Genomic DNA, 20,845 nt, shown 5'->3' on the forward strand with positions numbered 1-20,845 from the left:
TGGCCCTGCCCTTTTCAGTTATCAGGCCTCGGGTTCCTGATCCGGTACCACCACGCCTTCGCGCGGCTCATCCGGGTTCGGCGCTGGCAGATTCATCAGCTTCGCCAGAATGCTGGCCAGTTTCAGGCGCATTTCAGGGCGGCGGACGATCATGTCGATAGCGCCTTTCTCAATGAGGAACTCACTGCGCTGGAAGCCAGGCGGCAGCTTTTCACGAACGGTCTGCTCGATGACGCGAGGACCGGCAAAGCCGATCAGTGCTTTTGGCTCAGCGATGTTCAGGTCGCCCAGCATCGCGAAGCTTGCAGAGACGCCACCCATGGTTGGGTCAGTCAGCACGGAGATGTACGGCAGACCGCGCTCCTGCATTTTCGCCAGCGCTGCAGAGGTTTTCGCCATCTGCATCAAGGACATCAGCGCTTCCTGCATACGTGCACCGCCAGAGGCAGAGAAGCAGATCAGCGGACAGTTGTCTTCCAGCGCCTGCTCAACGGCACGCACAAAGCGCGCGCCCACCACGGAGCCCATAGAGCCGCCCATAAAGGAGAACTCAAACGCAGCGGCAACAACCGGCATCTCATGCAGAGTGCCTTTCATGACGATCAGCGCGTCTTTCTCGCCGGTCTCTTTCTGTGCAGAGGCCAGACGATCTTTGTATTTTTTGGAATCGCGGAACTTGAGCACATCTTTTGGCTCCAGTTCACTGCCCAGTTCTACCAGAGAACCTTCGTCCAGCAGGCTATGCAGGCGGTTGCGCGCCGACATACGCATATGGTGGTCGCACTTCGGACACACCTCAAGATTGCGCTCCAGTTCTGCACGATACAGAACCTGGCCGCAGCTATCACACTTCGTCCATACCCCTTCAGGAATGCTCGCTTTGCGCGTCGGGGTAATGTTGCTTTTAATTCGTTCAATCCAGCTCATTGATAACCTTTCTGCCTGAACCTGGTCGTATGCCAGTTTTGCTATAAGAGGCGAATAATGCCATTTTTGCCTCCAACAGACCATGAATGTTGCACATTAAAACATAACAGCCCGAAACTTTGGATAAAAAAGTGGTCGAACCGCCAGTGTGCATTTACTTCGCTTGTTTTGCCGCCGCACGTTTGTGACGAATGATTTCGATAACGCCCGGCAGAACGGAAAGCACAATAATCGCTACAATCAGTAACTTAAGGTTTTCCTGAACTACCGGCAAATCGCCAAACAGGTACCCTGCATAGGTAAACAGTAGCACCCACAGCAGCGCGCCTGCGACGTTATACATTGCAAAATGACGATAGGACATATGCCCCATTCCCGCCACAAACGGTGCAAATGTGCGCACAATAGGCACAAAACGCGCAAGGATAATGGTTTTTCCACCATGACGTTCATAGAAGGCATGGGTCTTGTCTAAATAGCTGCGGCGGAAAATTTTCGAATCAGGATTGCTGAACAAGCGCTCACCGAACACCCTGCCAATCGTATAGTTGACAGCATCCCCGACAATCGCGGCGATCACCATCAATACCACCATCAGATGCACGTTCAAATCATTGGTGGGCAACGCCGATAACGCGCCGGCTACAAACAGCAGCGAGTCGCCAGGCAGGAACGGCGTAACGACCAGCCCGGTTTCACAGAACAGAATGAGGAACAGAATGGCGTAAACCCAGACGCCGTACTGCGCCACCAGCTCCGCCAGGTGAACATCAATATGCAGAATGAAATCAATCAGAAAACGTATTACGTCCATATTGTCTAAGCCTTAATTGCACCTTTGTTTAGTCCGCTAAAAACAGCGGGCCCATTGGCGGTTTTGGCAGGTCAAACCGATCCGGATAGTCTACCGAGACCAGATACAGTCCTTCCGCTTTCGCCGTGGCTGCCGCAAGCGTTCTGTCCTTCGCTGCCAGCAGGTCTGCAATCCAGCTCTCCGGCTGGTGTCCGGCACCCACTTCCATCAGGCTGCCTACAATATTCCGCACCATATGATGTACAAAGGCATTGGCTTTGATATCCACCACCACATACGCGCCAAAACGACTGACGTTAATGTGCATGACGTTACGCCACGGCGTGCGGGACTGACACTGCACCGCACGAAACGACGTAAAGTCATTTTCACCAATCAGACACTGCGCCGCGCGATGCATGCGTTCTGCATCGAGCGGTTCATAAAAATGCGTCACGCCCTGGCTTAACACCGCCGGGCGCAGACGCTGGTTGTAGATGACATAGCGATAGCGACGCGCCGTCGCGCTGAAGCGCGCATGAAAATCATCCGGCACAGCTTTCACCCAACGCACCGCGATGTCACCAGGCAAATTCGCATTTACACCCAGCGTCCAGGCGGCATCCTTACGCACGGCGGTGGTTTCAAAGTGAACCACCTGCCCCGTACCGTGAACACCCGCGTCCGTACGTCCCGCGCACAGGACGTTTATCGGCTCGTTTGCCACCTGTGAGAGCGCTTTCTCCAGCTTTTCCTGGACGCTGCGCACCTCATTCTGACGCTGCCAGCCATAGTATTTACTGCCGTCGTACTCAATACCGAGGGCAATTTTATGAACCGGCTTTTGTTCCACGTCTGACATCAGTACAGATACTCCTGCACCAGCTTCTCGGCGATCTTGACCGCCATCAGCGCGCCGCCGAAGCGAACGTTGTCCGCAACGGACCAGAACTGAACCTGCTCCGGCATACCGTAGTCGTTACGCACGCAGCCAACGGAGAGATGCGCGCTGCCGGTAGCGTCGCCCACCTGCGTCGGGAACTCGCTCTCTTCGGAAAGGACAATGTCTTCACCGCGGCTAAACGCATCGCGCGCTTCTTCTGCCGCGAGCGGGCGCAGCGCTTCAAAACCAACCATCTGCGCGTGGCCGTAGAAGACCGGCGACTGCACGACGCTGGCGGAAATCATCAGCCCCTCGTCCTGCAGAATCTTGCGCGCTTCGTCGACGAGACGGCGCTCTTCGCGCACGGAACCTTCACGATCCGGCAGCAGCGGCAGCATGTTGAACGCCAGCTGGCGACCGAAGAAATCGTCTTCGTCAATCGGGATGCCGTTCAGCAGCTTCGCGCTTTGCCCTGCCAGCGCGTCGACGGCCTTTTTGCCATTTGCCGAGGCGGACAACAGGCTGGTCACAGTGATACGCGACAGGCCGCCGTCGTCAATCAGCGGCTTCAGCGCGGTCAGCAGCTGGCTGGTCAGACTGTTCGGGACCGCGATGATATTGCGGTTACGGTAGTCAGCCAGCACAAAGGGGTTGACGTCCGGGACCACCAGCGGCACGTCCGGCTCCAGGGAGAAGAGACCGCTCAGGTCGATCGCCAGACAGCCCGAATTGGTCGCATCTTCGATGTAAGACGCCGTCGCCTCAGCCCCCGCGGCAAAAAACGCCAGCTGCGCCTGAGTCCAGTCAAACTCTGCCGCGTCCTGAACCATGACGGATTTACCGCCAAAACGCAGATGCTCGCCCGCGCTGTCGGTGCGCGCCAGAGCATAAATTTCTCCCACCGGGAACTGACGCTCAGCAAGGGTTTCGAGCAGGGCTTCACCCACGGCACCCGTGGCACCTAAAATGGCAATGTTCCAGCCTTCAGACATGGTGGTTTACTCCAGAAATAAAAAAGCGTCCCTGTCGGCGTATCCGACAGGGAGCATTAAGAAGACATTAATGCGCCGGGTGATGAACGGCGTTAAAACCCAGTTTCTTGAGCAGCGCCGCAGCCGTTGCGTCGTCGCACATCACATACAGGGAAGACCACTCGCGGCGCTCAACGTAGTTCTTGCGCAGCTTGTCAAATTCACCCGGGATCCCCGCCACCTTACGCAGCAGCGCGTCATCGCGGCGCACATCATACACTAAATGCACCAGCCTTTTCAGCGTTGCCTGATCGAGGGGACCGTGCAGCGTAATGCGGCCAAATTCAGGCGCGGGGAGTAAGGTATCCAGCGCTACCTGCTGCGGATGACCAATAAAGGCGCTATAGGCTTCAAACACCTGCGTCGTGCCGCGCGCTTTGCCTTCAAGCGTATATCCCGCGATATGCGCAGTGGCTACGTCAACTTTATTCAGCAGTTCAACGTTGAGATCCGGCTCCGGCTCCCAGACGTCCAGCACCACGCTGAGGTCTTGCCCTTCATCCAGACATTTCAGCAGCGCGGCATTATCCACCACCGGGCCACGGCAGGCATTTATCAGAATTGTGCCAGCCTTCAGGCGACGAATCAGCGCCTCATCAGCCAGGTGCAGGGACTTATACGGCCCCTCTTTAAACAGCGGCGTGTGGAACGTCAGCACATCGCACTGCTCTACCAGCTCATCCAGCGCGCGGAAATCCTCGTCGTCGCCGTTGTCTTTACGCGGCGGATCGCACAGCAGCGTGCGGATCCCTAACGCTTCAAGGCGCTTTTGCAGGCGCCCGCCGACGTTACCCACGCCGACAATCCCCACGGTGCGGTCTTTCAACGCAAAACCGTCGCGCTCGGCGAGCATCAGCAGTGAGGAGAAAACGTATTCCACGACGGCAATGGCGTTACAGCCCGGCGCGGCGGAAAAACCGATTCCCGCCTGCTTCAACCATCGATCGTCCACATGATCGGTCCCTGCCGTTGCGGTTCCGACAAACTTGATCGCTTTACCGGCAAGCAACGCCTCATTTACTTTAGTCACCGAGCGCACCATCAGCGCGTCTGCGTCATCCAGTTCGTTGACCGGGATTGGGCGACCGGGGACAGCCTTAACGTCGCCGAGACGGCTAAACAGCTCGCGGGCGTAAGGCATATTTTCATCAACGAGGATTTTCACGTCTGAGTACCTGTTTGAGAGGAAGAAAACCTGCCAAGTGTGCCATAATCTGGCCGCCAGGCATATACGTATACCTGGTTTACGCTGAGTTTTGACTTTAAGGATTTTTGACGATGCAGCCCATTTCAGGTACGCCGCCACGCCCTCCGGGTGAAGGCCCTGTCACGCCAAACGTTGCCGGTGAACAGCCGCTATCCACGCAACAGCGCACCGTGCTGGAGCGACTGATCACGCGCCTGATTGCGCTGACTTCACAACAAAATGCGGAAGTCTGGGCCGGGGTAAAGCATGACTTAGGCGTGAGGAACGACGCACCGCTGCAGTCGCGTCATTTCCCTGCCGCTGAGCAAAATCTCAACCAGCGTATTACGACCGCGCAGCAAAACCACACCACGCGTCAGATTGTCACACAGCTGACCGAGCTGCTGGGCCAGGGAAATAATCGTCAGGCTGTCAGTGACTTTATCCGTCAGCAGTATGGCCAGACCGCCCTGAGCCAGCTTACGCCAGACCAGCTTAAAACCGTGCTGACGCTGTTGCAGAACAATCAGTTGTCTATTCCGCAGCCTCAGGTGCGCCCGTCAACCGAGCGCCCGCTGCAGCCTGCCGAGCACAATACGCTGAACCAGATGGTAACCAAACTGGCTGCCGCTACCGGCGAGTCGACGAAGCTTATCTGGCAATCCATGCTTGAACTGTCCGGCGTGAAGGCGGGTGAGCTGATACCGGCCAGGCAGTTTACCCATCTGGTGACCTGGCTTCAGGCGCGCCAGACGCTCAGCACCCAGAGTGCCCCAACCCTGCATACCGTTCAGGCGGCGCTTAAACAGCCGCTGGAGCCGCACGAGTTCGAGGTGATTCGGGATTACGCCCAGCAGAACTGGCAGGCCACGCCGCAAACGGTGCTGACCACCGCGCAGGTGCAGGATCTGCTCAATCAAATCTTCGTTCGCCGCGCCGAGCGGGAAGGCGGCGTGCTGGAGGTAAGAAACGTTCAGCCGATCTACAGCCCGCTGTTTGCCCCCGTTGTGGAGACGTTCAGAACGCTCTCTGCCCGTCCGGGATTAATGTTTATTGCATTATTGATTGCGCTGGCGATTTTCTGGCTGGTTGCCTGAGGATTTGCCCGGTGGCGCTACGCTTACCGGGCCTACAACGGCTCGAACCGTAGGCCGGGTAAGGCGCAGCCGCCACCCGGCGACAACAGTTAATTTCTGCGAAACGCCACCAGCGTCACCGCGATCCCCACCACCGCAGAAACTGCGCCAGCCAGGAAGACGGACGGGTAGCCAAACGAGGTGGCTAACAGCCCGGCCAGCGGCCCGGTTACCCCGTATGAGATATCCTGAAACGCCGCGTAGCCGCCCAGCGCCGTACCGCGTACCTGCGGCGCCACGCGCTTCACCACCTCAACGCCCAGCGCCGGGAATATCAGCGAACAGCCGCAGCCGGTGAGCGCGGCACCAAGCAGCGCAACGGAGGCGACCGGCGCCTGCCAGAGCAGCACCAGCCCAATGGTTTCAATCACCAGCGACGCCACCGCCACCTTCACTCCGCCAAAGCGATCCGGCATCCAGCCGAACAGGACGCGCATCAGGACAAACGCGCCGCCAAAGGCAGTCAGCGTAAAGCCCGCCATCGCCCAGCCGCGGCTCATAAAATAGAGGGAAACGAAGGTACCAATCACCGCGAAGCCTACTCCCTGAAGCGCCAGCCCGAACCCTGGCTGCCAGATTTGCCCCACTACACTCCACAGCGAAGGACGTTCGCCTTTATGGGCGGGCACCTTGCGTACCGAACCGTTAAAAACCCACGCCAGCAGCGGTAATACCATGGTGGTTGCTGCCAGTACCGCAAAACCAAACTGGCTGTGGATCAGCAAACCCAGCGGCGCGCCTGCAGCCAGTGCGCCATAAATCGCCATCCCGTTCCAGGACATCACTTTGCCGGAGCGCGCAGGCCCCACCAGCCCCATGCCCCAGGTCAGTGTCCCGGTCAGCAGTTGGCTTTCACCGAAGCCAAGGATTAAGCGCCCCGCCACCAGCAGCGCAAATTTATACGCGGCATCGACCGGCAGGAGAGCGGCCAGCAGCCACGCGCCGCCCGCCAGCCCGCAGGCGAACATCCCCTGCAACGCCGAGCGTTTTGCACCGTGCTGATCCGCCAGCCGTCCTGCGTAGCCGCGGGTTAATACCGTGGCTAAAAACTGAATGCCCACAGCAATGCCGACCATGGTGTTGCCATAGCCGAGTTCCTGATGAACGAACAGCGGGATCACCGGCAGCGGCAGGCCAACGGTCATATAGGTCAGAAATACCGCAAAGGCGATACGGAAAAGAGAAAGGTTCCCGGAAGGAGTGCCCTTCTCGGGGGTAACAGCCTTCATGCATAACTCCGTGTTCAGGCATAAAAAAAGGGAGCCTTCCGGCTCCCTTCTATTATACATTCAAACGCTTATGCTTTCAGCTTGCGCATAACCAGCGTGGCGTTGGTGCCGCCGAAACCGAAGCTGTTGGACATGACGGTAGTCAGCGTCGCTTCCGTTGGTTTGGTCACGATGTTCAGGCCAGCCGCCTGCTCGTCCATCTCGTCGATATTGATGCTTGGGGCGATAAAGCCGTTTTCCAGCATCAGCAGAGAGTAGATCGCTTCCTGCACGCCAGCCGCCCCCAGAGAGTGACCGGTCATAGCTTTGGTTGCAGAGATAGCCGGGCTGTTGTCGCCGAACACTTCACGGATTGCACCCAGCTCTTTCACGTCGCCTACCGGAGTAGAGGTACCGTGGGAGTTCAGGTAGTCGATAGGGGTATCAACGCCGTGCATCGCCATCTTCATGCAGCGCACCGCGCCTTCGCCGGACGGAGCAACCATGTCGGCGCCGTCGGACGTCGCTCCATAGCCCACGATCTCAGCGTAGATGTGCGCGCCGCGCGCCAGGGCATGCTCCAGCTCTTCAACCACAACCATACCGCCGCCGCCCGCGATGACGAAACCGTCACGGTGCGCGTCATAGGTACGGGAGGCTTTGTCTGGGGTCTCGTTGTACTTAGTGGACAGTGCGCCCATCGCGTCGAACTCACAGGCCATTTCCCAGCCCAGCTCTTCGCCACCGCCGGCAAATACGATGTCCTGTTTACCCAGTTGGATCTGCTCAACAGCATTACCGATACAGTGCGCGGAAGTCGCACACGCGGAGCTGATGGAGTAGTTCACACCGTGGATTTTGAACGGGGTCGCCAGGCACGCGGAAACCGCAGAACCCATGGCTTTAGTCACCACATACGGACCTACCGCTTTCAGACCACGCGGGCTGCGCATAGCGTCAGCACCGAATACCTGCGCTTTTGATGAGCCGCCGGAACCAGCAATCAGGCCCACGCGCGGGTTGTTCTGATAAACCTCTTCACTCAGGCCAGAATCTTTGATCGCTTCCTGCATGGAGAGATAAGCATAAATAGAGGCATCGTTCATGAAACGAACCACTTTACGGTCAATCAAACCGGTGGTGTCCAGTTTGACGTTACCCCATACGTGGCTACGCATACCTGAATCTTTAAACTCTTCAGAGAAAGTGATCCCGGAGCGTCCTTCACGCAGAGATGCCAGGACTTCCTGCTGGTTATTACCGATGCTGGAAACAATGCCCAGGCCAGTAATCACTGCACGTTTCATTCAATACCTCTGTAAGTCGCACTATAAAAAGTTTCGAGTCGCACAATAGCGTACACTTGTACGCCGAACAAGTCCGATCAGACATTTTCTGCGGAAATTTGCACCGATGGACTCACATCGTTAAGATCGTGCCACTGCCTGTCAGACGAGTAACTTACGTGAAACAAAACGCTATACAACCCGCCAACCTCGAATTTAACGCTGAGGGTACACCTGTTTCCCGAGATTTTGATGACGTCTATTTTTCTAATGATAACGGACTCGAAGAAACGCGCTATGTTTTCCTCGACGGAAACCAGCTCAGCACCCGCTTCCCGGTGCACCCACGGAGCCTGTTTGTGGTCGCGGAAAGCGGATTCGGCACCGGGCTGAATTTTTTAACCCTCTGGCAGGCGTTTGACCAGTTTCACGCTGCGCACCCTGAGGCTACGCTACAAAGATTACATTTCATCAGTTTCGAAAAATTCCCGCTCACCGCGCACGATCTGCGGCTCGCCCACCAGCGCTGGCCGGAGCTTGCAGCCTGGGCGGAGCAGCTTCAGGCGCAGTGGCCACCTCATATTGGCGGCTGCCACCGTCTGATTCTGGACGGCGGACGGGTGACGCTGGATTTATGGCTGGGCGACATTAACGACCTGACCGATACGCTCGACGACTCGATGAATCAGACGGTGGACGCGTGGTTCCTGGACGGCTTTGCGCCCGCCAAGAACCCGGACATGTGGGGCCAGCATCTGTTTAGCGCGATGGCGCGGCTGGCGCGTCCTGGCGCAACGCTCGCCACCTTCACCTCGGCAGGTTTTGTCCGCCGCGGGCTGCAGGAAGCGGGCTTTACCATGCAGAAGACCAAAGGCTTTGGCCGCAAGCGCGACATGCTGGTCGGCAGGATGGACCAGACGCTGGACATTCCCGCTCAGGCGCCCTGGTTTGCGCGCAGCGCCAGCGCATCGCGCGAAGTGGCGATCGTTGGCGGAGGGATCGCCAGCGCCCTGCTCTCTCTCGCGCTGCTGCATCGGGGCTGGCAGGTGACGCTCTACTGTGCTGACGAGGCGCCGGCCAGCGGCGCGTCCGGTAACCGCCAGGGGGCACTCTACCCGCTTTTAAGCGCGCACGACCCGGCCCTGTTCCAGTTTTTCCCCGCGGCCTTTACCTTCGCCCGTCGCCTGTACGACGCGCTGCCGGTAGCATTTGACCATGACTGGTGCGGCGTGACGCAGCTCGGCTGGGATGAGAAGAGCCAGCAAAAAATCGCACAGATGCTGTCGCTGGGTCTGCCGGAGGAGATTGCCCGCGCGGTCAGTGCGCAAGAGGTGGGGGACGCCGCTGGCGTGGTCACCGGCTGTGGCGGCATTCAGTATCCGCTCGGCGGCTGGCTGTGCCCGGCTGAACTGACCGCGGCGGCAATGACCCTTGCGCAGTCACGCGGGATGATGGTGCATTATGCTCATAAGGTTGAATCGCTTAGCCGAAGAGAACACTGGAATCTGCGTTTTGCTGATGGCAAAGAGGCACAGCATGCCAGCGTAGTGCTGGCAAACGGGCACCACATTAGCCAGTTTATCCAGACGGAGACGTTGCCGGTCTATCCGGTCGGCGGCCAGGTGAGCCATATCCCGACCGCGCCCGAACTGAGCAAGCTTCGTCAGGTACTGTGCTATGACGGCTATCTGACGCCGCAAAATCCGTCTAATGGTCATCACTGCATCGGCGCCAGCTATCATCGTGGCGAAACGGATATGCGCTACAGCGACGAGGATCAGCAGCAAAACCGTCAGCGCCTGATTGACTGCTTCCCGGATGCAGCGTGGGCGAAGGAGGTTGACGTCAGCGAGGGTGAAGCGCGCTGCGGCGTGCGCTGTGCCACACGCGATCATTTGCCGATGACGGGAAACGTGCCGGACTACGACGCTACGCTTGAGGCCTATCAGGATCTTGCTGATAACCGGGATAAAGCGGTAAGCGCGCCGGTTTATCCGGAGCTGTATATGCTGGGTGGATTAGGGTCTCGCGGGCTATGTTCCGCACCGCTGCTGGCTGAAGTGTTAGCCGCGCAAATGAGCGATGAGCCGGTTCCGCTGGACAGAATCACGCTTGCGGGACTCAACCCAAATCGACTGTGGGTACGGAAACTGCTGAAGGGGAAGAAGGTTAAGTAGGGTGCGGTCGAATCCCCTCACCCTGACCCTCTCCCCAAGGGGAGAGGGAAGAGCAGGCGGCGGCTTAGCGTTTAGCCTGCTGGAACAAATTGTCCCACATGCCCAGCACCAGAGACTGGTCGCGCGGAGAGAGCTCCCCGGCGAGAATGGCTTTTTCCAGGCTGCGAGTGACTTCAGCGTGAACGGCGTCGGCAGAGTGATCGTCACCCGCTTCCAGCTCAGCTACCGCCAGCGTCAGGTGACCACGCAGATAACCGCTGGCGAACAGCTCATCGTCACTGGCGTGTTCCACCATGTCATCAATTAACGCCAGAATGCGTGATTCAAATTCTGCGATCATCTTCTTTCCTCTGTTAAAGATCTTCCGGCCAAGGGAAGCATTCCGCCGTGATAACCGGCGTGTGGTAATAATTCTGTAAGGCCTCGATGAGGCGTGCCGGACGCTCCGGGATGCCTTTCTCAAGATACTCCATCACCTGCGCGTGAACGCGGCGCTGGAAGACGATACGGTCTGGCTCGAAGTCGCCTTCGAGATTGTCACAGCTCACGTTGAACGGGAAGCCTGCCGCCACGCAGAACAGCCATTCCAGCGCCTGCGGCTTCACTTCCACGTCTTCAAACTGGCCCTGTGTCGCAGCATCGCGCCCGTCCGGGCAGTACCAGTAACCGAAGTCCACCAGCTCGCGACGCGCTTTCCCCGCGATGCACCAGTGCGAAATCTCGTGCAAGCCGCTGGCGTAAAAGCCGTGGGCAAAGACGATGCGGTTATACGGAACCTCTGCATCAGCAGGAAGATAGATCGGTTCGTCGTCGCCTTTAATCAGACGGGTATTAAAATCATCAGCAAAACAGCCGTTAAAGATCTCAATCAGCTGTTCGTATTTATGCGTACTGTTCATTAGTGCATCCCCAACCAGGTGAGGATCTCCTGTCCATGGCTGTCATAAAGAAGTTTGGCGCTCATCACTGCCGAAACGATAACAATCATCGGGCGGATCAGCTTTTGCCCTTTGCTTAATACCAGGCGCGAGCCCGCGCGCGCGCCCAAAAACTGCCCTGCCATCATCACAAAGCCGGTTGCCCAGATAACCTTGCCGCCGATGATAAACAGCAGCAGACCGCCGACGTTTGAGGTCGCGTTAAGCACCTTGGCGTGAGCGGTAGATTTGGCGAGGTTAAACCCGGCCAGCGTCACGAAAGCCAGCGCGTAAAATGAACCGGCACCCGGGCCAAAGAAACCGTCGTAAAAACCGACGCAGCCACCGGCAATCAGCGCAAACGGCAGGCCGTGCAGACGACGCTGCCTGTCTTCTTCACCGAGCTTCGGCATCAGTAAGAAATACAGGCCAATGCAGATAACCAGAACCGGCAGGATCTGGCGCAAAATATCGGACTGCACGTGCTGCACCAGCAGCGCGCCCGACGTGGAGCCGATAAAGGTCATCAGGATATTGAGCTTCTGATCGGCCAGGCTCACCACCTTACGGCGGATAAAATAGAGCGACGCGGAGAGCGAGCCGCCGCAGGCCTGAAGCTTGTTGGTGGCAAGCGCCTGTGCCGGGCTCATGCCTGCCGCCAGCAGCGCGGGCACGGTTAACAGCCCGCCGCCGCCCGCGAGCGCATCGATAAAACCGGCCAGCATGGCCACGAAGAACAGCACCACCAGCAGCAGCGGTGACACCATAAACAGATCGACGAAATTATCCATTAAAGTACATGCTCATCCAGTAGCGCCTGGCAGGAAGGCGGCAACGGAGGCGGTGTCTTCTTCTCAGGCTTAGAGGTTCCAGGTTTTGCTGGCTCAAACCAGCTTTGCAGTTCCGCACCACAGCCATCGCCTGGCGGAGGTAAGGGCTGATCTTCACATTCCAGGCTGTTCGCCGGGCAGCGCAGACGAACGTGCATATGCGCACGATGCTGGAACCACGGGCGCACTTTGCGCAGCCAGTCGCGATCGGTTCCGGCATCCAGACAGAGCTGCTGCTTGATGGCAGGGTTGACGAAAATCCGTGTAACGTCGTTATCTTCTGCCGCCAGCTTGATCATGCTGGAAATCTCCGGTGACCATCGGGAAGCAACGACCCGTTTGCCGTCGCCCGACACCAGATCCAGCGCCTGCGGTTTCAGCAGTTGCGCAGACGTCCAGCGCGTTTTCGGCAGCTGCAGGAAGATATCGACATCCAGTCCGGTCTGGTGGCTGGCGTGCCCACCGTTAAAACGGCCACCGGCAGGCATCCCCATGTCGCCAATCAGCATCGTCCCCAGCCCCAGGTTATGCACCTGGTTCCCCAGTCGCTGAATGAACAGCACCAGGTCAGGGTGGCCGAAGTAACGACGCTGATCGGTACGCATCACCTGATACGTATCCGATTGCAGCGGCAGCTCCTGCGCGCCCACGATACAGCCGTTAGAGAAGGCGCCGATGGACTGCGCGCTTCCCGCCACCGGATGGGTGATTTTTTGCCACGGCGTGGCGGCCAGACTGGCTCCACTGGCGAGCAGCGCCAGCAGAGCAATTGCGGTTTTTTTCATGTTTACCAGCGTGGAATGGTGGTCGTCACGTCCGCATTTTGCGCGCGCTGGCGCAGGAAGTGATCCATCAGCACGATCGCCAGCATCGCTTCCGCGATCGGCACCGCGCGGATCCCCACGCACGGATCGTGACGTCCTTTGGTGATCATCTCAACTTCTTCGCCTGAGCGGTTAATCGTGTGGCCCGGCACGGTGATGCTGGAGGTCGGCTTCAGCGCGATGTTGGCAATAATCTGCTGCCCGCTGCTGATCCCGCCGAGAATGCCGCCCGCATGGTTGCTCTGGAAGCCCGCCTTCGTGATTTCGTCGCGGTTCTGGCTGCCGCGAAGCGCCACCACGTCGAAGCCGTCGCCAATCTCAACGCCCTTCACCGCGTTGATGCTCATCAGCGCGTGGGCGATGTCAGCGTCGAGACGGTCAAATACCGGCTCGCCCCAGCCCGCCGGAACGCCGTCAGCCACCACGGTGACTTTCGCACCGATGGAGTCCCCCTCTTTTTTAAGGCCGCGCATCAGTTCGTCCAGCGCTTCAAGCTTGTCTGCATCGGCGCAGAAGAACGGATTCTGCTCGACCTGATCCCAGTCTTTGATCGCCAGTGGAATGTCGCCCATCTGGGTCAGACAGCCGCGGATAACGATGCCAAATTTCTGCTGCAGGTATTTTTTGGCAATCGCCCCTGCCGCCACGCGCATCGCGGTTTCACGCGCGGAAGAGCGTCCGCCACCGCGATAGTCGCGGAAGCCGTACTTTTGTTCGTAGGTGTAGTCGGCGTGGCCCGGACGGAAGACGTCTTTAATCGCGCCGTAGTCCTGAGAACGCTGATCGGTGTTTTCAATCAGCAGACCGATGCTGGTCCCGGTGGTGCGGCCTTCAAAGACGCCAGAGAGAATTTTGACCTGGTCCGGCTCGCGACGCTGCGTGGTGTAGCGAGAGGTGCCCGGACGACGGCGGTCAAGGTCGTGCTGTAAATCGGCTTCGGTCAGTTCGATGTCTGGCGGTACGCCATCAACGATACAGCCCAGCGCCAGCCCGTGCGACTCGCCAAAGGTGGTCACGCGGAATAACTGTCCAATACTGTTTCCTGCCATCACGGCTCCGATGTTGTTGTTTGTGTTTGAGCGTTGTGAAACGGGCCGAAGCCCGCGGGATTAATCTTTATAAATGCTGAAGTGTTCGCGCGCGTCGAGCAGCTGCGCTTTGGTCAGCATAAAGACGCCGTCACCGCCGTTGTCGAACTCAAGCCAGGTGAACGGCACATCCGGGTACTGCTCTATCAGATGTACCATGCTGTTGCCCACTTCACAAATCAGAACGCCGTCATCGGTCAGGTAATCCGGCGCGCAGGCCAGAATACGGCGGGTCAGCTTCAGGCCGTCAGAGCCTGACGCCAGACCCAGCTCCGGCTCGTGACGATATTCGTTCGGCAGATCGGACATGTCTTCCGCATCGACGTAAGGCGGGTTAGTGACGATCAGATCGTACTGCAGGGTCGGCAGGTCGCGGAACAGGTCAGAGCGGATTGGCGTGACGTGATGGATCAGGCCGTGCTCTTCGATGTTGTGTTCGGTCACGGCCAGCGCGTCGGTGGAGATATCGACGGCATCCACTTCAGCTTCCGGGAAGGCGTAGGCGCAGGCAATCGCGATACAGCCGCTGCCGGTGCACATATCGAGAATGTGCTGAGGCTGATGGCCGATCAGGCCGTCAAAGTGGTTGTTGATCAGCTCACCAATCGGCGAACGCGGTACCAGCACGCGTTCATCGACGTAAAACTCGTGGCCGCAGAACCAGGCTTTGTTGGTCAGGTAGGCGACCGGAATGCGCTCGTTTACGCGGCGGATCACGCGCTCAACGATGCGGTGTTTTTCGCTGGAGGTCAGGCGCGCGGTGCGCATGTCTTCCGGAATGTCCAGCGGCAGGTAAAGAGACGGCAGCACCAGCTGAACGGCCTCGTCCCACGGGTTGTCGGTACCGTGACCGTACCAGATATTAGCGGCGCTGAAGCGGCTAACCGACCAGCGCAACATGTCCTGTATGGTATGCAGCTCGTTTACAGCTTCATCGACAAATATTTTATCCACTCTTTCCTCCAGGGCATGCTCGCATAATTTTCGGCGGCTAGTTTGCCATGAAGACGGCGATAAATCAGCAATGACGCGTACCGCTTGAGGTTAAAAAATGCGTTTAGTCGGGTACACTATCGGAAATACGAGATGAGAATGACGAATGAAAAAGAAAACATCGCTCAGCGAGGAGGATCAGGCTCTCTTCCGCCAGCTGATGACCGGGACGCGTAAAATCGCGCAGGACACGATTGTCCACCGCCCGCAGCGTAAAAAAATCAGCGAAGTACCGGTCAAACGGCTGCTGCAGGAGCAGGCGGATAACAGCCACTATTTTTCAGATGAATTTCAGCCGCTGCTCAATACGCAAGGGGCTGTGAAGTACGTGCGCGAAGACGTCAGCCATTTTGAGCTGAAAAAGTTACGCCGGGGAGATTATTCGCCGGAGCTGTTTCTCGATCTGCACGGTTTAACGCAGATGCAGGCGAAACAGGAGTTGGGCGCGTTGATTGCCGCCTGTCGCCGCGAACACGTTTTTTGCGCTTGCGTGATGCACGGCCACGGTAAACATATTCTGAAGCAACAGACGCCGCTGTGGCTGGCTCAGCACCCACACGTGATGGCGTTTCATCAGGCACCGAAAGAGTACGGCGGAAATGCCGCATTGCTGGTCTTGATTGAAGTTGAGGAGTGGCAGCCGCCAGAGTTACCCTGACAGAAGGGCGGGAAACACGTAGTACCCCGCCCTGTCACACGTCACGTCAGATCGCTTTTGCCATCTTCAGGTTGCACGGACTCATTTGCCAGTTGAAGACCCCTTTGCCGGTTTCGTCGAGGGTGACGTTGGCAATGGCGGAAGTGGTGAACATTGGCGGCGTTTCGCCCGGGCACAGCTCAGATACCAGATAGCCGACCAGCGGCAGGTGGGAAATGACCAGTGCGGAAGCGACACCTTCGTTGCACAGCGCCTGAAGATAAGCGCTGACAAGGCCGACATCACCGCATGGCGTCAGTTCGGGTAAAACATCCACACTGGATGGCAGGTTCATACACTCCCCCACCACGTCCAGCGTCTGTTCTGCCCGCAGGAACGGACTCACCAGAACGCGTTCAATGTCCACTTTTTGACCTTTAAGCCATGTAGCCATCTGACGGGATTCGTCGCAGCCACAGACGGTTAAAGGACGTACTGAGTCACTGGCGGCATCGAGTGCCGCGTCGCCGTGACGCATGATAAAAACTTGCATATTGCACCGCTTTTGTTAACCAGAATCACCGGCGTTAACTACCCGCGATTAATGCTCTGAGGTAGAAAACCCGATGGCCGGGCATTGTGCCTGATCCATTCGGTGAATGAAACGCTGTTTTTTACCTCAATGGCGTAAGTATAGTCAATCTCTGTTTACAAAATCGCCAGAACAGGTTCGTTCACCTCAGGATTTACCCTTCTTTGACTTCAGTTTACGAAATCAGTTTCCCTTGCAGGCCAGAATGTCTGGCCGCGCTCCGCCATCTGCAATAATTCGTCACACGGTGTAAACCGCGGACCGTATTGCGAGGCCAGACGTTGCAGAATGGCAACCACTTCACCCGCGCCGAGAGTATCCATGTAGCGGAACGGACCGCCAAGGAACGGCGGGAAACCAATACCAAATACCGCGCCGATGTCGCCATCGCGCGCGCTCTTGACCACCTGTTCACCAAAGCAGCGCGCCGCTTCATTGAGCATCATCATGACGCAACGTTCAGCGCACTGAACGGCAGACAGTTTTCCCTGACCGGTGACCGAAATAAGCCCATAAACCGAAGGGTCGACCTGTTTCTTGCTTTTACGCCCTTTCGCGCCGTAAAGATAGAAACCGCGTTCATTTTTTCTGCCTTTGCGATCGTCCTTCAAAATTGCAGAAACAATGTTTGCAGGCGGGGTAAAACGATCGCCGTATGCGGCTTCCAGCACAGGTATAATTTTAGTGCCGGTGTCTATTCCCACCTCATCCAAAAGTTGGATTGGGCCAACGGGGAAACCAAACTTTACCAGCGCCTCGTCGACGTGCTCGATTTTCTCCCCTTCCGTCAGCAGCCGCATCGCTTCGTTAATATACGGTGCCAGAATACGGTTGACGTAGAAGCCGGCCTTGTCCGCGACCACAATCGGGGTTTTGCCCTGCTTTTTCGCCAGCTTCACCACGGTGGCGATGGTTCGCGGGCTGGTCGTGGCGTGCGGGATCACCTCCACCAGAGGCATTTTTTCTACAGGACTGAAAAAGTGCAGCCCAATCACCTGCTCCGGCCGAGCAGCTTTCGCCGCGATATCGCCAATCGGTAAAGACGAGGTGTTTGAGGCGAAAATGGTGTGCGGCGCGCAGTGTTGCTCAACGTCAGCCACCATCTGCTGCTTAAGCGCCAGGTCTTCAAATACGGCTTCAATTACCAGGTCCCGGTGCGCAAAACCGCTGTAATCCGTCGTGCCGGAGATCGTCGCCAGGGTTTTATCACGCTCGCTTGCCTTGATATGGCGGCGTTTGACCTTCTGATCAAGGTTCTGCCAGCTGTACTGCAGCGCATGGTTGATGCCCTTCGCATTGATGTCTTTGATGCGCACGGGCAATTTGCCTTTGCTGGCGGTAACAAACGCGATGCCGCCGCCCATCAGCCCACCGCCCAGCACGCCAATAGCACGCAGTGGAGCAGGCTCTGCCTCGCTGCCGGGATCTTTTTTCACCTCGGTACTGGCGAAGAAGATGCTGCGCAATGCCTGTGACTGTGGCGTCATCGCCAGCTCGCCAAAGGCTTTGGCTTCAGCGGCATAGCCGCTACTGCTTCCCTGCGACAGCCCGGTTTCGATCACTTCCAGGATCCGCTTTGCCGCCGGATAGTTGCCTTTGGTTTTTTGTTCAGTCTTTTTGCCCACCATGTTGAACAGGAGCGCACGCCCCAGTGGCCCTGCCAGCACGCGCTCGCGTACGGAGAGAGGACGCTTTGCCTGCCGCCCTTTCAGCGCAAGCTCAACGGCGGCCTCCAGTAAAATGGAGTGCGGCACCACGTCATCGACCAGACCGGATTTCAGCGCCTGACGCGCGCGCAGCTGCTTGCCGGTTAAAATCATCTCCAGGGCGGTGCTGACCCCCACCAGGCGAGGCAAACGCTGCGTGCCGCCGGAGCCCGGTAAGAGGCCTAACTGCACTTCTGGCAACCCTAAAACAGTTTTCGGATCGTCAGTGCAAATGCGGCTGTGGCAGGCCAATGCCAGCTCCAGCCCACCGCCCAGACAGGCACCGTGGATCGCGGCAATAACCGGGATCGGCAGCGCGTGGATCTCGGCCATTACCTGCTGGCCCTGACGCGCCAGGTCTTCTGCTTCCTGGGCGCTTTTCGCTCGGGCGATCATGTTGATATCGGCGCCGGCAATAAAGTTATCCGGCTTGGCAGAGATAAAGACCAGGCCACGGACGGCTTTGTTGTCGCGGATCTGCTTTAACATCCCGCGCACCTGAACACCAAATTCGGCTTTCAGGGTATTCATCTTTTCATCAGGCACATCAATAGTGATAACAGCCACGTTATCGAGGCGAACCGTCAGGTTAAATGCAGATGTCATATCCATTATTCAGCCTCCAGAACCATTGCTGCGCCAAGGCCGCCCGCCGCGCAGGCGGTAACGAGGCCAAACCCGCCGCCGCGGCGTCGTAGCTCGTGTAATGTTTGGGTGATCATACGTGCGCCCGTGGCTGCGAACGGATGGCCATAGGCAATCGAGCCCCCCAACACGTTGAATTTGCTCTGCTCCACTTCGCCAGTGGCATGGGCGCGGCCCAGCACGTCGCGCGCGAAACGCTCGCTTGCCAGCAGCTGGACGTTTGCCAGAGTTTGCGCGGCAAAGGCTTCGTGCATATCAATCAGGGTTAAATCTCCCAGCGTCAGCCCCGCGCGATCCAGCGCCAGCGGCGTGGACCAGGCCGGACCCAGCAGCATGTCCTGCCAGACATCAATGGCGGTGAAGGCATAGCTGCGCAAATAGCCCAGGGGGGTAATGCCAAGCTCCTTCGCGCGGGATTCCGTCATCAGGATAACGGCGGCGGCCCCATCGGTGAGCGGCGTACTGTTGGCCGCCGTCACGGTGCCGTGCTTGCGGTCAAACGCCGGGCGCAGTTTGGCGTAATCCGCCAGCGTCGAGGTGCCGCGAATATTGTTATCTTCCGCGAGCGGTTCACGGTAGGGCGGAATATAGGCGGTCATCACCTCATCGGTGAGCTTGCCTTCCGACCAGGCTTTCGCTGCCAGCTGATGCGAGCGATGCGCCAGGGCATCCTGCTGCTCGCGGGTGATACCGTAGGTTTTGGCCATCTGCTCGGCGGTATCGCCCATTCGCAGGCCGGTGGAGTACTCCGCTACGGCAGGTGGCACGGGCATAAGGTCGCGCAGGCGTAAACGCGAGAAGAGTTTGAGCTTCGCACCGGTGGTGCGGGCTTTATTGGCATCCACCAGAATGCGGGCCAGTTTTTTACTGACGCCAATCGGCAGTACGGAGGAAGAATCGGCGCCACCTGCGATCCCGGCGCGAATAGTGCCCGCCATCAGGCTTTCCGCCACGTTTGCTACCGCCTGGAAGCTGGTCGCGCACGCGCGGCTGACGCTGTAGGCGTCGGTGTGAACATTCATGCCGGTACCGAGAACAATTTCCCGCGCAATGTTGGGGGCTTCAGGCATCTGTACGACCTGGCCGAAGACCAGCTGTTCGATGACCTCAGGCGGGATTTCGCTGCGAGCCAGCATCTCCCCCACTACCATTTTCCCCAGTTCGACAGCAGGAATACCGTGAAACGCCGTCGCCTGACGCGCAAAGGGCGTACGCAGTCCGCTGACAATGGCAATGCGGTCACCCTGTCGGGTGATTAGCGGTAATGCCTGACTCATAACCTTCCCCTGTGAAAAATTTTACATGAATATAAAGTGGTCTGACCTGATAACAGTCTTAACCATTTTTTTACATTCAGCCAATCAGGGAAGCATAAAAATGCGAGCTAAAACACAGAGAAGAAAAAGAAAATGCCCCCAGGGAAAAAGCAAAACGGTAACCCACAGGTTACCGTTTTTAGTGTTTGCTCCCTCTCCCGTGGGAGAGGGCACCAGATCGCAGGAATTAACGCAGGCCTAACTGGAAAATCAGCGTTTCAGCTTCGCAGGCAAACACAAAGTCGATATCCAGCTTCACGCCGCCTTCCACTTCAGTGAAGGTAGATTTGATTTCACACGGATCGGACTCCACATCACGCGCGCGCTTGCTTAGCGCGGCCAGCGTTTCTTCGGCTTCGGCGCGGTTGTTGAACACACGGCTGTAAGACGCGGTGCAATCGGAGTTGTCCATGATGGTGCCAACATCCATACAGCAGCAAACCGGGGTTTCATCAGCACTGCATTTACTCATAGCTCAATTTCCTCTGTATTCGCGCAGCGCGCGAGATAAACACGATGCTGATATTTTACGCCCCAGCGCTGGCTCTCTCCAGCCGTTAATGGCGCAAAATCGGATAAGTGACCGATATCACACTAAAAAATGATCTAAAACAAAAACCACCCTTTTGGGTGAGCCGCGATGGTCACAATTTTGCCAACCAGATCTCGT

General features: G+C 57.7%; 20 protein-coding genes. 3 read left to right on the plus strand and 17 right to left on the minus strand.

Features of this window, described 5'->3' with window-relative positions; all coding sequences use genetic code 11:
* Window positions 1–21 precede the first annotated feature (21 nt).
* From accD to pdxB, 5 genes are all read right to left on the minus strand, one after another.
* Entirely contained in the window at window positions 22–927 is a 906-nt protein-coding gene (accD, locus tag AC4ICF_RS16345; protein ID WP_003861408.1) for an acetyl-CoA carboxylase, carboxyltransferase subunit beta, read from the minus strand.
* Between the two features lie 154 nt (window positions 928–1,081).
* On the minus strand, window positions 1,082–1,741 hold the full coding sequence (locus tag AC4ICF_RS16350) for a DedA family protein (RefSeq protein WP_116338522.1): 660 nt from the start codon (window positions 1,739–1,741) through the stop codon (window positions 1,082–1,084).
* Between the two features lie 28 nt (window positions 1,742–1,769).
* Window positions 1,770–2,582 (minus strand): tRNA pseudouridine(38-40) synthase TruA, encoded by an 813-nt coding sequence (gene truA / locus AC4ICF_RS16355; protein WP_008502600.1) that lies wholly within the window; start codon window positions 2,580–2,582, stop codon window positions 1,770–1,772.
* Complete coding sequence (locus tag AC4ICF_RS16360; protein ID WP_491466108.1) at window positions 2,582–3,595, minus strand: aspartate-semialdehyde dehydrogenase; 1,014 nt, start codon at window positions 3,593–3,595, stop codon at window positions 2,582–2,584. The genes truA and AC4ICF_RS16360 overlap by 1 nt, the downstream gene beginning before the upstream one ends.
* 67 nt (window positions 3,596–3,662) lie before the next feature.
* Complete coding sequence (gene pdxB, locus AC4ICF_RS16365; protein ID WP_192983218.1) at window positions 3,663–4,799, minus strand: 4-phosphoerythronate dehydrogenase PdxB; 1,137 nt, start codon at window positions 4,797–4,799, stop codon at window positions 3,663–3,665.
* Between the two features lie 113 nt (window positions 4,800–4,912).
* On the opposite strand from pdxB, the gene flk reads away from it, so the two are divergent.
* The gene (gene flk, locus AC4ICF_RS16370; protein ID WP_316379323.1) at window positions 4,913–5,917 is read left to right on the plus strand and encodes a flagella biosynthesis regulator Flk; all 1,005 of its coding nucleotides are present in this window, start codon (window positions 4,913–4,915) and stop codon (window positions 5,915–5,917) included.
* Between the two features lie 89 nt (window positions 5,918–6,006).
* Here the strand turns inward: flk and AC4ICF_RS16375 are convergent, their stop codons facing one another.
* The gene (locus AC4ICF_RS16375; RefSeq protein WP_316379322.1) at window positions 6,007–7,185 is read right to left on the minus strand and encodes an MFS transporter; all 1,179 of its coding nucleotides are present in this window, start codon (window positions 7,183–7,185) and stop codon (window positions 6,007–6,009) included.
* A gap of 68 nt (window positions 7,186–7,253) precedes the next feature.
* Entirely contained in the window at window positions 7,254–8,471 is a 1,218-nt protein-coding gene (gene fabB / locus AC4ICF_RS16380; RefSeq protein WP_023336433.1) for a beta-ketoacyl-ACP synthase I, read from the minus strand.
* A gap of 158 nt (window positions 8,472–8,629) precedes the next feature.
* Here fabB and mnmC point away from each other — a divergent pair, with 158 nt between their 5' ends.
* On the plus strand, window positions 8,630–10,627 hold the full coding sequence (gene mnmC, locus AC4ICF_RS16385; RefSeq protein WP_316379321.1) for a bifunctional tRNA (5-methylaminomethyl-2-thiouridine)(34)-methyltransferase MnmC2/FAD-dependent 5-carboxymethylaminomethyl-2-thiouridine(34) oxidoreductase MnmC1: 1,998 nt from the start codon (window positions 8,630–8,632) through the stop codon (window positions 10,625–10,627).
* A gap of 64 nt (window positions 10,628–10,691) precedes the next feature.
* Here the strand turns inward: mnmC and AC4ICF_RS16390 are convergent, their stop codons facing one another.
* From AC4ICF_RS16390 to prmB, 6 genes are read right to left on the minus strand one after another with little or no spacing between them, the layout of a single operon-like run.
* On the minus strand, window positions 10,692–10,967 hold the full coding sequence (locus tag AC4ICF_RS16390; protein WP_028013966.1) for a YfcL family protein: 276 nt from the start codon (window positions 10,965–10,967) through the stop codon (window positions 10,692–10,694).
* A gap of 13 nt (window positions 10,968–10,980) precedes the next feature.
* Entirely contained in the window at window positions 10,981–11,526 is a 546-nt protein-coding gene (locus AC4ICF_RS16395) for an elongation factor P hydroxylase (RefSeq protein WP_192983222.1), read from the minus strand.
* On the minus strand, window positions 11,526–12,335 hold the full coding sequence (locus AC4ICF_RS16400; protein ID WP_008502609.1) for a sulfite exporter TauE/SafE family protein: 810 nt from the start codon (window positions 12,333–12,335) through the stop codon (window positions 11,526–11,528). Before AC4ICF_RS16400 ends, AC4ICF_RS16395 begins: the two co-directional genes overlap by 1 nt.
* Entirely contained in the window at window positions 12,335–13,159 is an 825-nt protein-coding gene (gene mepA, locus AC4ICF_RS16405; protein ID WP_166711890.1) for a penicillin-insensitive murein endopeptidase, read from the minus strand. Before mepA ends, AC4ICF_RS16400 begins: the two co-directional genes overlap by 1 nt.
* Before the next feature lie 2 nt (window positions 13,160–13,161).
* Window positions 13,162–14,247, minus strand: coding sequence for a chorismate synthase (aroC, locus tag AC4ICF_RS16410; RefSeq protein WP_491466109.1), 1,086 nt, complete (start codon window positions 14,245–14,247; stop codon window positions 13,162–13,164).
* 60 nt (window positions 14,248–14,307) lie between these two features.
* Window positions 14,308–15,240, minus strand: a complete 933-nt coding sequence (gene prmB, locus AC4ICF_RS16415; RefSeq protein WP_039023972.1) for a 50S ribosomal protein L3 N(5)-glutamine methyltransferase — start codon at window positions 15,238–15,240, stop codon at window positions 14,308–14,310.
* 145 nt (window positions 15,241–15,385) lie between these two features.
* On the opposite strand from prmB, the gene smrB reads away from it, so the two are divergent.
* Window positions 15,386–15,937, plus strand: a complete 552-nt coding sequence (gene smrB / locus AC4ICF_RS16420) for an endonuclease SmrB (protein WP_316379319.1) — start codon at window positions 15,386–15,388, stop codon at window positions 15,935–15,937.
* Between the two features lie 46 nt (window positions 15,938–15,983).
* On the opposite strand, the gene sixA is transcribed toward smrB, so the two are convergent.
* The 4 genes from sixA to AC4ICF_RS16440 all read right to left on the minus strand — a co-directional run bounded on the left by sixA (window position 15,984) and on the right by AC4ICF_RS16440 (window position 20,647).
* Entirely contained in the window at window positions 15,984–16,469 is a 486-nt protein-coding gene (sixA, locus tag AC4ICF_RS16425) for a phosphohistidine phosphatase SixA (RefSeq protein WP_003861375.1), read from the minus strand.
* A 209-nt stretch (window positions 16,470–16,678) separates the two neighbouring features.
* Window positions 16,679–18,826, minus strand: coding sequence for a fatty acid oxidation complex subunit alpha FadJ (fadJ, locus tag AC4ICF_RS16430; RefSeq protein WP_316379318.1), 2,148 nt, complete (start codon window positions 18,824–18,826; stop codon window positions 16,679–16,681).
* Window positions 18,826–20,136: an acetyl-CoA C-acyltransferase FadI gene (gene fadI, locus AC4ICF_RS16435; RefSeq protein ID WP_316379317.1), complete on the minus strand. Its 1,311-nt coding sequence runs from the start codon at window positions 20,134–20,136 to the stop codon at window positions 18,826–18,828. Before fadI ends, fadJ begins: the two co-directional genes overlap by 1 nt.
* A gap of 226 nt (window positions 20,137–20,362) precedes the next feature.
* The gene (locus AC4ICF_RS16440) at window positions 20,363–20,647 is read right to left on the minus strand and encodes a YfcZ/YiiS family protein (protein WP_316379316.1); all 285 of its coding nucleotides are present in this window, start codon (window positions 20,645–20,647) and stop codon (window positions 20,363–20,365) included.
* Window positions 20,648–20,845: the final 198 nt, after the last annotated feature.

The sequence above is a fragment of the Enterobacter sp. ECC_219_Taxon_10 genome (genome assembly GCF_058354905.1).

Bases quoted from the DNA above. Each gene is read 5' to 3' on its own strand.
- smrB (WP_316379319.1), top strand. From the start codon at position 15,386: ATGAAAAAGAAAACATCGCTCAGCGAGGAGGATCAGGCTCTCTTCCGC.
- fadJ (WP_316379318.1), bottom strand. From the start codon at position 18,826: ATGGATATGACATCTGCATTTAACCTGACGGTTCGCCTCGATAACGTG.
- AC4ICF_RS16360 (WP_491466108.1), bottom strand. From the start codon at position 3,595: ATGTCTGAAGGCTGGAACATTGCCATTTTAGGTGCCACGGGTGCCGTG.
- aroC (WP_491466109.1), bottom strand. From the start codon at position 14,247: ATGGCAGGAAACAGTATTGGACAGTTATTCCGCGTGACCACCTTTGGC.
- AC4ICF_RS16390 (WP_028013966.1), bottom strand. From the start codon at position 10,967: ATGATCGCAGAATTTGAATCACGCATTCTGGCGTTAATTGATGACATG.
- AC4ICF_RS16375 (WP_316379322.1), bottom strand. From the start codon at position 7,185: ATGAAGGCTGTTACCCCCGAGAAGGGCACTCCTTCCGGGAACCTTTCT.
- fadI (WP_316379317.1), bottom strand. From the start codon at position 20,136: ATGAGTCAGGCATTACCGCTAATCACCCGACAGGGTGACCGCATTGCC.
- truA (WP_008502600.1), bottom strand. From the start codon at position 2,582: ATGTCAGACGTGGAACAAAAGCCGGTTCATAAAATTGCCCTCGGTATT.
- AC4ICF_RS16395 (WP_192983222.1), bottom strand. From the start codon at position 11,526: ATGAACAGTACGCATAAATACGAACAGCTGATTGAGATCTTTAACGGC.
- mepA (WP_166711890.1), bottom strand. From the start codon at position 13,159: ATGAAAAAAACCGCAATTGCTCTGCTGGCGCTGCTCGCCAGTGGAGCC.
- fabB (WP_023336433.1), bottom strand. From the start codon at position 8,471: ATGAAACGTGCAGTGATTACTGGCCTGGGCATTGTTTCCAGCATCGGT.
- accD (WP_003861408.1), bottom strand. From the start codon at position 927: ATGAGCTGGATTGAACGAATTAAAAGCAACATTACCCCGACGCGCAAA.
- sixA (WP_003861375.1), bottom strand. From the start codon at position 16,469: ATGCAAGTTTTTATCATGCGTCACGGCGACGCGGCACTCGATGCCGCC.
- AC4ICF_RS16350 (WP_116338522.1), bottom strand. From the start codon at position 1,741: ATGGACGTAATACGTTTTCTGATTGATTTCATTCTGCATATTGATGTT.
- flk (WP_316379323.1), top strand. From the start codon at position 4,913: ATGCAGCCCATTTCAGGTACGCCGCCACGCCCTCCGGGTGAAGGCCCT.
- AC4ICF_RS16400 (WP_008502609.1), bottom strand. From the start codon at position 12,335: ATGGATAATTTCGTCGATCTGTTTATGGTGTCACCGCTGCTGCTGGTG.
- AC4ICF_RS16440 (WP_316379316.1), bottom strand. From the start codon at position 20,647: ATGAGTAAATGCAGTGCTGATGAAACCCCGGTTTGCTGCTGTATGGAT.